The organism is Bradyrhizobium sp. S3.12.5 (genome assembly GCF_040548225.1).
Lineage (GTDB): Bacteria > Pseudomonadota > Alphaproteobacteria > Rhizobiales > Xanthobacteraceae > Bradyrhizobium > Bradyrhizobium cytisi.
The window spans coordinates 13,740-29,209 of the sequence record NZ_JBEPRF010000017.1 but is presented as its reverse complement, the minus strand read 5'-3'; the positions used below and the strand labels follow the sequence as shown (position 1 = coordinate 29,209).

Sequence of the window (15,470 nt, the reverse complement as noted above, 5' to 3'; positions counted from 1 at the left end):
ACGAGGAAGCCGAAACGATGAAACCCGACACCCAAGATTGGCGCAAGCTGGCAAAGCACCTCTCCATCAGGAGCGACGCGTTTATCGACGGAAAATATGTGAAGGCTGTGTCCGGAGAAACATTCGAATGCCGAAGCCCTGTGGACGGCGCGCTGCTGACCACGGTGGCGGCCTGCTCTAGCCGAGACGTTGATCTCGCCGTCGCGGCCGCTCGGCGTGCTTTTGACGCGGGCGTTTGGCGCGACCTGCCGCCGAAAGAACGCAAGAGAGTGCTCTTGCGCCTTGCGGACCTTCTCGTCGAGAAGAGCGAAGAACTCGCCCTGCTTGAAACGCTCGACATGGGCAAGCCGATACGCTTCTCCGCGGCGGTCGACATACGAACGGCCGCTAACTCAATCCGTTGGTCGGCCGAAGCGATCGATAAGCTCTACGGCGAAATCGCTCCGACTGGACCGGATGTGCTTGCCTTGGTTAGCTGGGAGGCAATCGGCGTTGTCGGTGTCGTCGTTCCGTGGAATTTCCCGCTAATCATGGCCGCTTGGAAGGTTGGGCCTGCGCTGGCTGCTGGTAACAGCGTGGTGCTTAAACCTGCTGAGCAATCGCCGCTGTCGGCAATCTATCTGGCCGAGTTAGCGGTTCAAGCCGGGATTCCCGCCGGTGTTCTGAATGTCCTGCCTGGTTTCGGACAGGCCGCCGGAAAAGCGATTGGTCTGCATCCTGACATCGATTTCGTCGGCTTTACAGGTTCGACCGAAGTCGGGAAGCTGTTTCTGACCTACTCGGGTCAGTCAAACATGAAAGGCTTGAGTCTCGAGTGCGGAGGCAAGTCCCCGAACATTGTGTTCGCCGACGCTCCCAACTTGGACGCCGCCGCCAAGGCCGCCGCATTCGGCATATTTTTCAATCAGGGAGAAATGTGCACTGCCGCATCAAGATTGCTCGTCCAAAAGAGCATCAAGGACGAATTTCTCGAGAGAGTGATCGCAATCGGAAAGACCATGCCGGCCGGCGATCCGCTCGATCCTAAGGTCAAGATGGGAGCGATAGTCGACGGGCGCCAGATGGATCGCGTCCTTGGCTACATCAAGAGCGGCGTTAGCGATGGCGCACGTCTCGCGCTAGGAGGTAAGCAGGTCCGAACCGAGACGGGTGGATTCTACGTCGAACCGACGATATTCGACAATGTCGCTGCCGACATGAAGATCGCACGGGAAGAGATCTTCGGGCCCGTTCTGTCCGTTCTCTCCTTCGAGGATGCAGAGGACTCTTTGCGGATCGCAAATGACACGATCTATGGCTTGGGCGCCGGTGTGTGGACGAAGGACTTCGCCACGGCGCACCAAATTTCTCGCCGGCTGCAATCCGGCACTGTTTGGGTCAATTGCTACGACGCAAGCGACGACACTGTACCCTTCGGAGGCTTCAAGCAGTCCGGAATCGGCCACGACCGTTCGATGCATGCGTTACGCAAATTCTCTCAAATGAAGACGACCTGGATGAACATCGGTGCCTGAGCCAGAACGGAAGACACACATGACCAAGCGAGCAGAGCAGAAGGTCGAGACGCGAAATCGCATAGTCGACGCAGCCGCGAAGCGATTCCTTGCGGAGGGAATGGAAGGGGCGACTATCTCGAAAGTCCTCGGGGATGCCGGACTAACGCATGGGACGTTCTACGCTCATTTCCAGTCAAAGGAGACCATGCTGGCCGAAGCCTTCCTGACGGCCGCGGCGGAGACGTCCGAGCGCTGGATTGCGGGGGTTCCGGACCTGACGACCAATCAGGGCGTTGGCCTTCTGCTCGCGCGCGCTCTCGGAACGGCCCATCTGAAACACCCCGAAACGGGATGTCCGTTCGTGGCTGCCGGCTCCGAGGTTTGGCGGAGCCACAGTGACATCCGCAAAGCGTACGAGGATGGAATGCTCGCCGTAGCGGCAAAGGTCGCGGGGTCGTTGGGGAATCAAGACGATATCGAACATGCGATCGCAATTCACGCGATTTGCATCGGAGGGCTGACGATGGCCCGCTCGGTAGCCAGCGAGGACGTCGCGCTAAAGGTTCTCAGGGCGTGCCGACGGTTCGTGCTCAAGAGATTGCAGAGAAGTGTCGAGGCGGAATCGGCGTGAAGGTGGAGGCGGGAGTGTCGGTCAAGAACCTCAACGTAATCGAACTCGAGGCGCTATCTGATGAAGCGCCGGTACTCATGGTAAACTTGATGCGTTTCAAGGAAAAGGCGTCTAGCGGCGATGGAACGGGTTGGGAGGCATACGAGAAGTACAGTGCGGCCACGGCGCCGATGATCAAGGCACGCGGCGGTACGATCGTTTGGGCAGGGCGGGTAGAGGCAGTCGCGCTGGGCGTGCCGGGAACGGATGGGTGGGATTTCGTCGCACTGGTCAGATATCCATCCCGCGCCGCGTTCATCGACATGATGACGTCCGACGAGTACGTGCAGTTGGCAAACCCGCATCGCATCGATGGAATCGCCGAGCATGTCATTCTTGCTACCCGCGAAACTTACAGCAAGTTCAAGGGAGCTTAAGCGGTGGTTGCTTCCAAGCATGGCACGCTGGCCGTGAATGGCGTGCGCTTGCACTTCGTTGAGCAGGGTGATGGCGCGCCAATCCTCTTTTTGCACGGATTTCCGGAATATTGGGGCGCCTGGCGCAGAGTCATGGAGGAACTTGGCGACCAATTTCGATCGGTGGCGATTGATACGCGTGGCATCAATCTTTCGGAGGGACCTGCACGCCTCCACGGCTACGATATGCGAGAACTTGTCAAGGATGTCAGGCAGGCGGTTGCGATGCTTGGCTACGAAAAGGTGACGCTTGTCGGCCACGACTGGGGCGGCTTCATCGCGTGGGAGACAGCGATACGACACCCCGAAGTCCTGGAAGGGCTCGTAATCATCAACACCGCGCACACTGGCATATTCGATCGGGAACTTCGTAAGGACGGAGCTCAAGCCGCGGCGAGTAGATATATGCTGGCCTTCCGTTCATCGCGCGGCGAGGAACTGGTCTCGAGAAACGATTTTGCCGGGTTCCGGCGGGAAATCATCGATCCCCATCTTGCATCGGGAATGATGACTAAGGAAGAAGCCGCCGAATATCTCGCAGTTTGGCAGGACGCGAAGAGTCTGACGGCGGGCCTCGACTACTATCGTGCAAACAAGAGTGGGCCGCCGAGCGGCGACGATCCCGAACCAAGGCATGTGCCGGATACCGTCGTAAGAGTGCCCACTTTAGTCATCTGGGGCGACAAGGATGTCTACTTCACCCCGGACAATGTGGATCTTATGCGGGAGGTGGTGCCAAACCTGACGGTGCACCGCTTTGCTGAGAACAACCACTGGATCGTGCACCAGAAGCCCAAGGAGATCGCAGCGCTGATAGCGAAATTCGCGTTGGGCAATCGGCGGTCGGGCGTGCATTCCGAGTCTTCATCTACGCCGACGCAGATTAAGAGGAAGGCAATCGACGAGGTCGAGTTTTTGTCCGTCGCGTCGGAAGCCCTTCGCACATACGATCAGGACTTCCAGACATTCTTCCTCGCCAAGCTGTTGGACGCGGAAATAGCATTCGGTGTGGATACGTGTACGGTCACGATCCCCGTTCGCGACTTTCTTAGGAATCCGCAGGGGACGTTGCACGGCGGCATCATTGCAACGCTCTTCGACATCTCGATGGGTCATCTCCTCAAGCACGCCTCGGGCGATGCTGGAACTACTCTGGAGATGAAAGTGCAATATCTGAGGCCAGCGCGCGCCGGATCTGTCACATGCGAGGCCAGGTTCAACAAGCAAGGCCGAACGATCAGTTATCTTGAGGCGAAAATGTTCGACGCCACAGGGATGCCGGTTGCTGTGGCGACGTCGACCTGGCAGCGGCTTTCGCCGCGCGATGCGAACCGATCCTGATATTCGGACAAGTGTTCAACAACAACAGAGGAATTTTGCTATGGACTTGAACAACAAGCGTGTGCTCGTAACCGGCGGATCTAGCGGCATCGGATTTGCCATTGCGGAAGCGATGGCCGGAAAGGGCGCCCGTCTCCTCATAGTCGGTCGTCGGGAGGCGGAACTTTCCGCGGCTGCAGCGAAGCTATCGGCGCTCGGCAACAAGGCCGAATTCGTAACCGGCGATGTGACGGTGGAGGCTGACCGCCGCCGCATCCTCGCAGAAGCGACCGCGAAGCTCGGAGGGTTGGACGTCCTCGTCAACAACGCGGGCGCCGTGCGTGCAGCGCGCCTCGAACTGATCTCCGAGGATGATATCCGCGCGATGGTAGAGGTGAATCTGGTAGCCCCAATTCTTTTCATCAGGCAGGCATTGCCTCTGTTGCGAGAAGGTGGCGACGGGCTCATTGTCAATGTGACTTCAGCGGCGGCCCTCACGGGCATGCCGTTCTACGGGGCCTACGCTGCGACCAAGGCGGGGTTGGCGCGATTCGGTGAAGCCCTCCGCCGAGAACTGAAAGGCGAGGGCATCCATGTCATCACCGTTTACCCGGTAGCGACGGAGACCCCCATGATGGCCAGTTCGAAGGCAGGCGCGGATCTCGGATTCGGGCGCGAGTCCGCTGCGGATGTCGGAAAGGCGGTCGTTGAAGGGATCGAGGCTAATGCAATTGAAGTCTCCCGCGGGGGGGAGGCGCGAGCAAAGGCGGTCGCCCTTAACCGAGATAACCCGTTGGCGTTGGACGAGCGCTTCATGGGCCTGAAGGCCGCCCTGGAAGAGGCTACGCGTGACCACCGGTCGTTCTGATGATGTATGATTATGCCGTCATTGGCGGCGGGATCGTAGGCATCTCGACGGCGCGTTCGCTACTGCTCAATAACCCTAGATGCAAGGTTGTCGTCTTCGAGAAGGAAGACGACGTAGCGAAGCATCAGACGGGCAGAAATAGCGGGGTCATTCACGCAGGCGTCTACTATCAGCCTGGCAGCCTCAAAGCGTCGTTTTGCAAGGAGGGGGCAAAGGCAACGCTGGAATTTTGCGAAGAACGCGGAGTTCCAGTCGAGCGCTGCGGGAAGTTGATCGTTGCGACCAACAACCTCGAGCTTGAACGTCTTCATGGACTGGAAGAAACGATCTCCGCGAATGCTATCGGCTTCGAGCGCATCGACCAGGTCGAGCTTCGACGTCGCGAACCGCGAATCGTGGGCTTGGGAGCCATCTATGTTCCGTCGACTGCGATTGTGAGCTACACCGCCGTTGTACGTGCCATGGCCAAGGAATTCACATCGGGCGGTGGCGAAATACGGCTACGAGAGAAGGTCGGGGCACTGGCGGAGGAAGCGCAGCACGTGACGGTTGCTACCGATCGTGGCGAGACGCGGGCACGTCGACTGATTGCCTGCGCCGGCCTTTTTGCAGACCGCGTCGCTAGGTGGTGTGGGATTGAAGACGATTTCAAGATCGTACCTTTTCGGGGCGAGTACTACAGGTTGGGAGATGACAAAAACGGAATCGTCAGCCACCTGATCTATCCGGTTCCGGATCCGGCGCTGCCATTTCTCGGCGTCCACCTGACGCGAATGATAGACGGTAGCGTGACGGTTGGCCCAAATGCCGTGCTCAGCTTGAAGCGGGAGGGCTACAGTCGCTTCGCCTTCAGCGCGGCTGATGGCATCGAAACTCTTGCTTACCCCGGCTTCTGGCGCGTGATGAGACAGAACGCTCGCTCCGGTTCGGAAGAACTGCTGAACTCGATCTTCAAACACCGATATCTGGCGCAGTGCAAAAAGTACTGTCCCGAGTTACGTGCGGGTGACCTTTACGATCATCCTCCTGGCGTCAGAGCGCAGGCCGTCATGAAAGACGGCACCCTTGTACACGATTTTCTCATTCGTCGTACCAAGCGGACGATCCATGTTTGCAACGCGCCGTCCCCGGCAGCCACATCGGCGATTCCAATCGGACGAGAGGTCGCGAGGCAGGCGGAGGGTCTTGCCGGATAAGGGGTGAGGGCCGGCCGGCGAGCGGTCGTTGCCTGGCGACCGGGCCGGCAAACAAGTGGAGATGAGACACCGGCGTCCCCTACGGCCGGGTTCGGCGCTGCGCGCCGGGCGGGCTACGTAGAGGTGCTGAGGCTGCCCATGGCATGAGATCGAGTGCTCCCGCTGCAAGTCGCAGCGCGACGTCGATCTGGTTGCGCTGCGGCACCCGCCGACCACATTCGTCCACGACCTGGCGAGACGCGTTCTGGGGGATGCTCGGAATGCATTCCGGTATGGAATAGCAGTTGTCGCTCGGACCGATACTCTTTTCACTTTTTAACACAAAACTACTCGTCAGCGCGTGCTTGTTTGCAGAAACCTTTGCTGCCGCTTTCCGCCGCTCTGTCCGCGGTCGCGGTTGGGGCTCGAGACTGCCGAGCGATGAGCAGGGGGTACTAACATGCACAGGGCGAATTTCTTTGCGGCATTGGGAGTGTTGATCGCTTCGCCCGCCGTTGCGCAATCCACCGGCGGCGATCCGGAAATTGCACTACTCAAGCAGCAGCTAAAGAACCTCGAGCTGAAAATCGACAGGCTGCAAAAGCAGGGAAACGCGACCGCCGCGACTGCCGCAAGGGCGAGCATCAATGCGAAGACCGCAGAAGTGAAAGCCACGAGCGTCGCGAACGCCAAGGGCCCCGTCGTGCCGTCCGGTGCCGTGGTGACGATGCCGAACAATCGGCCGACCATTTGTTCCTCCGATCTGGAGAACTGCATTGCCATTACGAGCCGAGTGCACTGGGATGTCGGCGGCTACGACTACCGACCGAACTCCGCGGCTACCGCGCCGCAGCGGCTGGACGACGGCGAAAATCTTCGTCGCGCCCGCATCGGTCTCATCGGCAAGTTCCTGGGAGACTGGAACTTCGCGCTGATCTACGACTTCGGCGGCTCATCCGATGGTTTCGGGGGTCTAGCGCCAGGATCGCTTCCGGGCGGTGGAGTATCGGGCATTGAGAACGCCTATCTGAGCTATACCGGTTTCAAGCCGTTCGGCGGCACGCTGGCGCTCGAGGGCGGCATCTTCGACCTGACCTACACGCTCGACGAAGCCACGAGCTCGAACGACATCCTCTTTATGGAGCGTTCCTCTGCCAGCAACGTCGCAACCAACATCGCCGCGAACGACTTTCGTTCTGCCGTTGGCGGGCATTGGTACAACGACGTCTTCTGGGCCGGCGCGTACCTTACAGGACCGACCGCTGGCTCGATCCACTCTGCATCGAGCGTGACACCGAACGGATCGACCGAACAACTCGGCGCCGTCGCCCGCGTCGCAGGCCAAGTTCTGAGCGGCAAGGATTACTCGCTGCATCTAGGAGCCGACGCGGAATGGTTGATCGATCCGCCGCATAATCTGGTGACCGGCGCAAAGACGCTCACGCTCAGTGATCGCCCCGAATTGCGCATCGATCCGACCGTGCTGGCTTCGACCGGTGCGATCGCCAACGTTTCGGGCGCGCAGGTCTACAGTGTCGAAGCGGCCGCGACCTATGGTTCGGCAATCCTGCAAGGTGAGTACTACTGGTTCAACGTTGACAGAGGTGCCGCGACCGGCCTGCTACCAATTGGTGCGCCTAGTCTGCAATTCCAGGGTGGCTATGCGCAGGTCGGCTACGTTCTGACAGGCGAGACTCACGCATACAACGCGGCATCCGCATCCTATGGCGGCATCAAGCCGACCCATCCATTCTCCCTTCATGGGGGCGGTTGGGGGGCGTGGGAAATCGCGGGCCGGGTGAGCACCATCGATCTCAACAGTCAACTCGCGACCGCCACCGGAATCGCCGGCGGCCGGCAGACCGTCTATACTGCGGCGCTCAACTGGCACGTCAACGGCAACGTTCGCTTCATGTTCGATTACCTGCACGGCAATGTCGATAGGCTCGCCTCACCGACCTCGTCGGTGGATGCAGGCGCGAAATTCGACGCCGTCGCGATGCGCACCCAGATCGCGTTCTAGAGCACGGCCGGCAACAGATCGTCACTGAATCCAACGATCCGTCCGGAGGCGAAGCCGGTGATCCTGGCGACGGGTCGAGAAAGAGAACGCGCGCCATAGGATGAGGCCTACGCTCCTTTTTTCATCCTGTCATGGGCAGCCAACTCGGCCATCATTCGTGGGCGATCTATCTCAGCCTTTCTTTCGATAGAACCGAAGCAGTTGCGCGTTGATGGCCACAATGACCGTACTCGCCGACATGAGCGCCGCCCCGACGGCCGGCGTCATCGTGAAGCCGGTACCGAAGGTGATGCCGGCTGCCATGGGGATGGCGACCGCGTTGTAAGCGGTCGCCCAGATCAGGTTTTGCACGATCTTCGCGTAAGTTGCGCGTGACAGGCCGAGGATAGCTGCCACGTCTCGCGGATCATTGCGGACCAACACTACATCGGCGGATTCGACCGCCACATCCGTACCCGCGCCGATCGCAACTCCAAGGTCGGCCTCGACAAGCGCGGGAGCATCGTTGACGCCATCGCCGATCATGGCGATGCGCAAGCCGCGATCACGCAGTTGCTTGATCTTCGCTGCCTTCTGATCGGGCAGTACCTCCGCAATGTATTCTTCGATGCCGAGTTCGGCGGAAACAGCCTTAGCGACTCCTTCCGCGTCTCCGGTCAGCATGATCGGACCTATTCCAAGCTTCTTTAGCTGGCCCACGGCTTCTTTGGATTCCGGCCGCACAACGTCGGCAAGCGCGAACAGTGCGTGGGGTTCGCCGGCGCGAAGCAAAACCACAACGCTCTTGCCCTGCGACTCGAGCTTACGGAGACGCGGATTGTCTATGGTTCGGCCCAGCCTTGTGAGATAGCCCGGGCTGACGACGCGGACCTCTTGACCTTCCACGTCGGCGACAATCCCTTCACCTGCGATATTGCGGACGCTGGCCGGATGAGGAACGGGGATGCCACGTCCCTTTGCAGCGGCCACGATGCCTTGTGCGATCGGATGTTCGGACTGGCTTTCGGCGGATGCGGCGAAGCGCAGCTCCTCTGCCTCGTTTCCGTCCGCCAACACGACGATGTCACTCACGCCGAACCGGCCTTCCGTCAGGGTTCCGGTCTTGTCGAACACGGCCGCCGTCAGATCGCGCGCCCTCTCGAAGGCGGCGCGATCACGGATCAAGAGGCCGTGCCTCGCGCCGAGCGTGGTCGAGACGGCGACGACCAGCGGTACAGCCAGTCCGAGCGCATGCGGACAGGCGATGACCATCACCGTCACCATGCGCTCGACGGCGAATTGGTAGGGTTGCCCGGCGAGCAGCCAAAAGCCCAGTGAACCGAAGCCGGCGATCAGGGCGATGTATGTCAGCCAGCCCGCGGCGCGGTTGGCGACGTCCTGGGTGCGCGAACGGCTCCCCTGAGCCTGCTTGACCATCCCGATGACCTGCGAAAGGTAGGTCGTCTCGCCTGTGGCCTTGACTTCGACGGTCACAGCGCCGGCCCCGTTTATGGCGCCGCCGATCACGACATCTCCGGGCTTCTTCGAGACCGGAAGGGACTCGCCCGTCAGCATTGCCTCGTTGAAAGAGGATTCCCCTTCCGCGATCGCGCCGTCGACAGGAACCTTGGCACCTGGCCGGATAAGCACCCGGTCACCCGGCTGCAAGGCGTTCACCGAAACCTCCTGCGTATTACCTTGCGCATCGAGCTTCAGGGCAGTGTCCGGCAGTAGTCGAACCAGTTCTTCCAGGGCGCGTGATGCTCCCATAACCGAACGCATCTCGAGCCAATGGCCGAGCAGCATTACGTCGATGAGCGTCACCACTTCCCAATAGAAGGACTCGCCTTGAAAGCCGAAAGTCACCGCCGCGGAATAGAAAAAGGCGACCGATATCGCAACCGCGATCAGCGTCATCATGCCCGGTTCGCGGTTCCTGAGTTCAGACAAGAGGCCGGTAAGGAAAGGCCGGCCGCCATAAACATAAGCGACCGCTGAAAGCGCGAAGAGCAAAAAGTCGTCACCTCGAAACCTCAGCTCATCACCGAGTCCCAGACCCTGCTGGATCGTCGGCGACAGGAGAAGGACTGGCGGGGTCAGTGCAAGACAAAACCAAAACCTGCGGCAAAAATCCGCCACCATCGCGGTGTGATCACCATGTCCGGCATGTGCATGCATTGCGCCTGCCATCCCTGTTGCGGAATGTTCTCGCGCTTGGTCTGGTTGTTGATGTCGGTGTTCATGGGCGTGCGCGTGATCCATGGCGTCCTCGTCTTGTTACGGTTCTATCGTCTCGTCGATCGACTACGGCCGAAAATTCCCCCCACGCCTCACATCATTGCGTTTAACTTGACCGTTTGCCGCATCACCCACGGCGGGACCGGTAACACATGTAAATCAGCATCATCATTATGGCCGGTATAAATTCCAGGATTGGAAACAACCTGGCGGCCGCTTGCCAACCCCAATTCGCAACACCAGAAGCAAGTACGGCACTGGCGAATAGATACGTTCCGAGACCGTCCCGACCGAGATATCGACTGATGGCTTCGCGCTGCGGGTTGCGCGATTCGCGAACTGCGTCGGTTTTATGGGTGATGATCATGTGATTGCTCGTCGCTTGGCAAAATGGAGATGATGTTGCGGACGGGTTGCGGTTGCGATGATCGACATGTCTCCGCAACCCTTTCCGCTTGTGGCGACACATTGCGCGCCCGGAATTGAGCAAGCACATCGTGCCCTACGTCACTTCCGTTCGGTGTCAGCGGGATTTAGGGCCGCCTTGATAGTGCCAGGCGGACGTAGCGTCGTTGGTGCTCATTGCAGGCTGCAAGCTCGAGGTTCCGCGGTCGTAGGCGAACGCGGAATTCAAATCGCTTTGCGGGCTCACGGTTTTGCTTTGCGCGCTTTGCCTAGCCTCACTCGGCCAATAGCGCGTGTCCGAGATCGTCGCGCCCGCGCGCGCCGCCGCAGATAGCGCCGTCAGCGGCAACAAAAGCGAAAACGTGACAAGAGTTTTCTTTAACATCGTCCGGCTCCACCATTCGTTCGAAGAGCTCGATTGCGCTTCTAATGGTGAGTTCGGAGCAAAGTCTCCGGCGGTCACAGACTCACGCTGACGTGATGCCTGACACTTGACTACCAACGCAACAATCGCGGTCCCAATACGGTGCCGGCCAGGGTGCACAGGACGATCGTGCCGCCGTACCAAACCGCAATGAACGGCAATGAATCGTCGGTGCAGTGAAGCGCATATGCCATCGCGCTTACCCCACCTGCAGCAAGGCCGGCGAAGGCGCCTGCGCGCGCGAGGTCCGTCGGTGCGGCTTTTCGTACGACCCACATCGAGATGGCGAAGGGGACTATCGCAATGATCGGGATGGAAATCAGGCATTCCAGCCACTGATCGCCCGCCATCATCTTTTCCCAGTGCGAACTGGGCGCCATCGCTAGGCTGATCCCGGCAAGCACCATGATGACCAGAAACGGAATTATGACGAGGAGCGACGGAGCTTTCCGCTCCCCACCGGGACGCGCCAATTTTGTCAAGTAAACCAGCGCGAGACCGACGATCCCGAATGCGAAGGCGAGCTTTATTGCGAGAAAGATGAAGGCATGGGCCGTGGTCAGATCCGAGCGCAAGCCCAACCCGACGAGTGAAAGAGCCAGCGCCACGATCGAACCTGCGGCGAGAGCGACACACAGCGTTCGCGCGATCGACCGGCGATCGACCGGCTCAAGGTTTGTGCTCAGAAGGGTAACCAGCTCATCGGTCTTCATGCTTTGGTTTCCCGGGCAATCATGGCGGCCAAAGTCTTGAGGCCTCGATGAATACTCATTTTGACCCCCGACTCTGAGATTCGGCATCGCGCTGCCGCTTCAGCTATGCTCAATCCGTCCAGCTTCACGGCCTCGATAGAGCATCGCATGTTTTTTGGAAGCCGCTCCATTAGTCTCCCGATGTCGAGGGTGCTCTCGGCGTCTACATTGTCGTCGTGTCCCGCGATGGCATCGGCCTCGTCTATCGGCACATTGGCAAGCGAAGCACGGGTTCGACGCAGGAAATCAATCAACTTGTACCGCGCTATCGCGTGCACCCACGGTGTCAGGGGTTCGGCCGGGTCGTAGGTATGTCGCTTCAGGTGGATGGCCAATATCGCCTCCTGAACTAGATCCTCGGCCTCTGCCGTTCCCCTCCCAATTCTGGCAAGCTTGCCCCGGTAGTATGCCCTCAATCGGCCGCTCAGTCGGCTTAACAACGCGTGGTGCGAGGCCGCGTTGCCTTCGAGACTGGCGAGCATCAAGGATTTGAGGTCAATCTCTTCGGTCGTCATGCCTGCGTATCTCAATTAGTTCGCTGGTATCGCCGGTTTAGTCACAGGGTACGAGCAGTTTATTCCGCCGCTTCAGGACGGTCGGGGACCGGTCCGGCGACCGGATCACGACTGGCCTTATCGGCCAAGGCATGCGCACTCGGTTCGCTCGGCAGCCGAAATCTCTTGACCAGGCTGAAGATGGCCGGAATCACGATCGGCGTAAGCAGGGTCGACGAGATCATGCCGCCGATCATCGGAACGGCGATGCGCTGCATGATCTCCGAGCCGGTATCAGGAGCGGGCGCACCACGTCGACCTATCCGCCCGACGGGCCGAAGCGTTCGGTCCTTATACCGAGCGGCTCGTATCCAAGCTCAACGAGCGTCGCCGCGGTGCTCTCGACGAACCCTGTGGGGCCACACACATAGATTGCCGGCTCTTCGGCAGGCGCGAAGCAATTGGCAGCAAGCACGTTCCTGTCGATCCGTCCTCTATGGCCGGTCCAGTCGGGTGGAATCTCGCGGGTGAGTGCCTGGACAACGTGTAAGGTGGTATCTCGGCGGATCATCTCACCGATTTCCTCGCGATAGATGACATCCTGCAAGCTTTTGGAGGAGTAGATGAGCACAGCGGGGCAGCGGTTCGTCGCCCTGTACCGGTGGCGAAGCATCGACATCAGCGGCGTAATTCCCGATCCACCCGCGATAAGGCACAATGGCCTATTCTCGGTGCCTGTCCAAAGGAAATAGCCGCCGATGGGACCGCGCAGCTCGAGGCGATCGCCGATAAGAAGTGTGTCGAGGAGATAGGGCGATACCTCGCCGTCCTCAACTCGCTCAACGGTCAAATCAAGCAGTTCATCGCCGGGTGGAGAGGCAATCGAGTAGCTGCGCTCGGCGTGGTAACCGTCTTCCGCAGTGAGCCGAATGTCGACGTGCTGGCCGGGAAGGTGTCCAGCCCATCCGATTGCCTTCAGACGAATGGTTTTGACGCGAGGCGTTTCGACGACGATGTCGTGGACCGTCAGGAACTGCCACTCCAGTCGTTGTCTCGACGACGCGGTCGATTCAATCGCCATCGTACCTTTGCTCCTTCCAGGGATCCCCGTAGTTGTGATACCCGCGTGACTCCCAGAAGCCACGCTCGTCCGCCGTCATGAAGCGAAGCCGTCGTATCCACTTGGCGCTCTTCCACAAGTAGAGGTGTGGCACGAGCAGCCGGGCCGGACCGCCGTGCGCCGGCGCAATCGGCAACCCGTCATATCGGGTCACGATCATGCCCTTGCCGCCGACAAGGTCCGCAACGGGAACGTTGGTGGTGTATCCACCATCGCAGTGAGCCATGATGTAGGGTTCAAGGGGTCGTGAGATGCCCGAGCTATCGAAGAGATCGTCGAATGTGACCCCCTGCCAGCTTGTATCGAGCTTGGACCATTTGGTGACGCAGTGAATGTCGGTCTTGATCGTAGTCTGCGGCAGCGACTCTAAGTCTTGCCAATTCCAGGTGCGAACCAAGGATCCGCCCAACTGGAGAGCCAGCTTCCAGTTCTCGATCTTGATCTGTGGCGTAGGTCCTGCCGAAAGAATCGGGAAGTCAACCGTCACATGTTGTCCGGGCGGGACGCGTTCTTTTTGCGTCTCGTTTCGTCTCTTGGGTCTGAAGCCGTGTGAGATGTGATCCTCGTCCATGTAACTCTTCCTTTGATCCGAGTTAGGGCGGCTCCCGCGCGCACTCGCCGTCGAGCGTCCGGCAACTAGACGTGATGCACAGGCGCCCGGATGTCGACAGCCGCCGCGCTCGTTACGCCAAGAATGATAAAGTGATGGCAATAGCCGACGCGCGCGATGCGCCCCCGTCCTGTATCCCAAGCATTCCTGATGAAAGCTCGTCGCCCATCGACGAGACCAGACGTCGGCTAGGAAAGCAGGAGAGGCAACGATGCGTATTGGATTTCGCGCAGTTTCCGTGGTCATCGCAACGAGCGCGTTCGCGGCGACCTTGCTATTCGGGTCGCTAAAAAGCGGCGTCGCCCAATCGGTGAAGCGCTATTTGCCGGAGTACACGGCGGACGGACAGTTGCTTCTGCCGAAGAACTTTCATGAATGGGTTTATGTCGGATCGCCGTTGACGCCGAACGGCTTGAATGGCGGCCAAGCCAACTTTCCTGAATTTCACAACGTCTACATCGAGCCTGGTTCGTACGAGATCTACCAGAAGACCGGCGAGTTCCCCGAGGGGACGATCCTTTTCAAGGAATTGCAGTTGACGTTGCCGGGCGAAAATCCGGACGGATCGCGCACCGAACCATCCGGCAGGGGCTATTTCCCCGGGAAATTTAACGGCGCCGACGCGACCGTGAAGGATTCCAAGCGCTTCGCAGCCACGAACGGCTGGGGGTACTTCAACTTCAATCATCATGAACCGAAGGCGCCGATGGCCAAAGTAAAGGATAAGAGCGAGTGCGCCTACTGCCATATCGCCAGCGCCAAGAAGGACGAGGTCTGGACCCAGTTCTATCCATTGTTGGACAAGTGATCGAACGAGCGTCGACCGGGCGAGGACAAAGGGATGAGAGCAGTGGTTGCCGCGAGCGCATTGATCGTCGTCGGAATCGCCATCGTCGTCACACACGAAGGTTGGCAGGCCGCCGAAGCATTCGATCGCGATCCGATGGCGGAGGCCGTCGTCGACGTGCGCGGAAATCTGCGTGTGCCCGGCGATTATCGCACATCCTATCAGTTCTTGGGAAGCTGGGCGATAGCTGCCGGTAGCGGCGGGGGATCAAAGGAAATCCACGTCGTCTTTGCGTCACCGGAAGCTGCCGACGCGTACCGCAAGGATGGTCACTTCCCCGACGGCACGGTGCTTGTGAAGGAGGTCTACGGCGCAACAACAGGCGAGATGACGACGGGGTCCGTAAGCCGTGCCGACAATCTCAAGGGATGGTTTGTGATGGTGAAAGGTGACGCCAGTCGCTTTCCTGATAACGCCTTGTGGGGGGACGGCTGGGGTTGGTCGTGGTTCGACACGACGAATCCGAGGGAGACGACGTCGACCAACTACAAGTTTAACTGCAAGTCCTGCCATGTACCGGCCCAGGCAACCGACTGGGTCTACGTCGATGGCTATCCAGTCTTGAAGCGGTAGCGCGCCGGGGACGCCCGCATCGAGCCAGATCACCCCCCGAGAACTTAATCGATACTGACG

At 59.5% G+C, this 15,470-nt stretch carries 17 protein-coding genes and 1 pseudogene; 9 read left to right on the top strand and 9 right to left on the bottom strand.

The window, feature by feature from the left end; genetic code table 11:
• Window positions 1-17: 17 nt before the first annotated feature.
• The 7 genes from ABIC09_RS24465 (at window position 18) to ABIC09_RS24435 (ending at window position 7,968) form a co-directional block, all read left to right on the top strand.
• Window positions 18-1,514: an aldehyde dehydrogenase gene (locus ABIC09_RS24465; RefSeq protein ID WP_354110847.1), complete on the top strand. Its 1,497-nt coding sequence runs from the start codon at window positions 18-20 to the stop codon at window positions 1,512-1,514.
• Window positions 1,515-1,533: 19 nt separating this feature from the next.
• Entirely contained in the window at window positions 1,534-2,127 is a 594-nt protein-coding gene (locus ABIC09_RS24460; RefSeq protein WP_354110846.1) for a TetR/AcrR family transcriptional regulator, read from the top strand.
• 14 nt (window positions 2,128-2,141) lie between these two features.
• Window positions 2,142-2,543 (top strand): DUF1330 domain-containing protein, encoded by a 402-nt coding sequence (locus ABIC09_RS24455; RefSeq protein ID WP_354110845.1) that lies wholly within the window; start codon window positions 2,142-2,144, stop codon window positions 2,541-2,543.
• Between the two features lie 3 nt (window positions 2,544-2,546).
• On the top strand, window positions 2,547-3,923 hold the full coding sequence (locus ABIC09_RS24450) for an alpha/beta fold hydrolase (protein WP_354110844.1): 1,377 nt from the start codon (window positions 2,547-2,549) through the stop codon (window positions 3,921-3,923).
• 40 nt (window positions 3,924-3,963) lie between these two features.
• Window positions 3,964-4,770 carry an SDR family NAD(P)-dependent oxidoreductase gene (locus tag ABIC09_RS24445; RefSeq protein ID WP_354110843.1) on the top strand — a complete coding sequence of 269 codons (807 nt, stop codon included), beginning with the start codon at window positions 3,964-3,966 and terminating at the stop codon, window positions 4,768-4,770.
• Complete coding sequence (lhgD, locus tag ABIC09_RS24440; RefSeq protein ID WP_354110935.1) at window positions 4,767-5,966, top strand: L-2-hydroxyglutarate dehydrogenase; 1,200 nt, start codon at window positions 4,767-4,769, stop codon at window positions 5,964-5,966. The genes ABIC09_RS24445 and lhgD overlap by 4 nt, the downstream gene beginning before the upstream one ends.
• 439 nt (window positions 5,967-6,405) lie before the next feature.
• A complete protein-coding gene (locus ABIC09_RS24435) occupies window positions 6,406-7,968 on the top strand; it encodes an OprO/OprP family phosphate-selective porin (RefSeq protein WP_354110842.1) in 1,563 nt (520 codons plus the stop codon).
• Window positions 7,969-8,139: 171 nt separating this feature from the next.
• Here ABIC09_RS24435 and ABIC09_RS24430 read toward each other — a convergent pair whose 3' ends face one another.
• From ABIC09_RS24430 to ABIC09_RS24390, 9 genes and pseudogenes are all read right to left on the bottom strand, one after another.
• A complete protein-coding gene (locus tag ABIC09_RS24430; protein ID WP_354110841.1) occupies window positions 8,140-10,089 on the bottom strand; it encodes a copper-translocating P-type ATPase in 1,950 nt (649 codons plus the stop codon).
• Window positions 10,044-10,190 carry a hypothetical protein gene (locus ABIC09_RS24425; protein ID WP_354110840.1) on the bottom strand — a complete coding sequence of 49 codons (147 nt, stop codon included), beginning with the start codon at window positions 10,188-10,190 and terminating at the stop codon, window positions 10,044-10,046. Before ABIC09_RS24425 ends, ABIC09_RS24430 begins: the two co-directional genes overlap by 46 nt.
• A gap of 122 nt (window positions 10,191-10,312) precedes the next feature.
• Window positions 10,313-10,552 (bottom strand): hypothetical protein, encoded by a 240-nt coding sequence (locus tag ABIC09_RS24420; protein ID WP_354110839.1) that lies wholly within the window; start codon window positions 10,550-10,552, stop codon window positions 10,313-10,315.
• Between the two features lie 156 nt (window positions 10,553-10,708).
• Window positions 10,709-10,975: a hypothetical protein gene (locus tag ABIC09_RS24415; protein ID WP_354110838.1), complete on the bottom strand. Its 267-nt coding sequence runs from the start codon at window positions 10,973-10,975 to the stop codon at window positions 10,709-10,711.
• Window positions 10,976-11,085: 110 nt separating this feature from the next.
• The gene (locus tag ABIC09_RS24410; RefSeq protein ID WP_354110837.1) at window positions 11,086-11,727 is read right to left on the bottom strand and encodes an NrsF family protein; all 642 of its coding nucleotides are present in this window, start codon (window positions 11,725-11,727) and stop codon (window positions 11,086-11,088) included.
• Entirely contained in the window at window positions 11,724-12,281 is a 558-nt protein-coding gene (locus ABIC09_RS24405; protein ID WP_354110836.1) for a sigma-70 family RNA polymerase sigma factor, read from the bottom strand. The genes ABIC09_RS24410 and ABIC09_RS24405 overlap by 4 nt, the downstream gene beginning before the upstream one ends.
• Window positions 12,282-12,340: 59 nt before the next feature.
• Window positions 12,341-12,553: pseudogene (locus ABIC09_RS24400) on the bottom strand (hypothetical protein); the annotation flags it as partial.
• A gap of 26 nt (window positions 12,554-12,579) precedes the next feature.
• The gene (locus ABIC09_RS24395; RefSeq protein WP_354110835.1) at window positions 12,580-13,341 is read right to left on the bottom strand and encodes a ferredoxin reductase; all 762 of its coding nucleotides are present in this window, start codon (window positions 13,339-13,341) and stop codon (window positions 12,580-12,582) included.
• Entirely contained in the window at window positions 13,331-13,951 is a 621-nt protein-coding gene (locus ABIC09_RS24390; RefSeq protein WP_354110834.1) for a sulfite oxidase-like oxidoreductase, read from the bottom strand. Before ABIC09_RS24390 ends, ABIC09_RS24395 begins: the two co-directional genes overlap by 11 nt.
• A gap of 250 nt (window positions 13,952-14,201) precedes the next feature.
• On the opposite strand from ABIC09_RS24390, the gene ABIC09_RS24385 reads away from it, so the two are divergent.
• Window positions 14,202-14,798: a cytochrome P460 family protein gene (locus tag ABIC09_RS24385; protein ID WP_354110833.1), complete on the top strand. Its 597-nt coding sequence runs from the start codon at window positions 14,202-14,204 to the stop codon at window positions 14,796-14,798.
• Between the two features lie 33 nt (window positions 14,799-14,831).
• Window positions 14,832-15,410, top strand: coding sequence for a cytochrome P460 family protein (locus ABIC09_RS24380; RefSeq protein WP_354110832.1), 579 nt, complete (start codon window positions 14,832-14,834; stop codon window positions 15,408-15,410).
• Window positions 15,411-15,470: the final 60 nt, after the last annotated feature.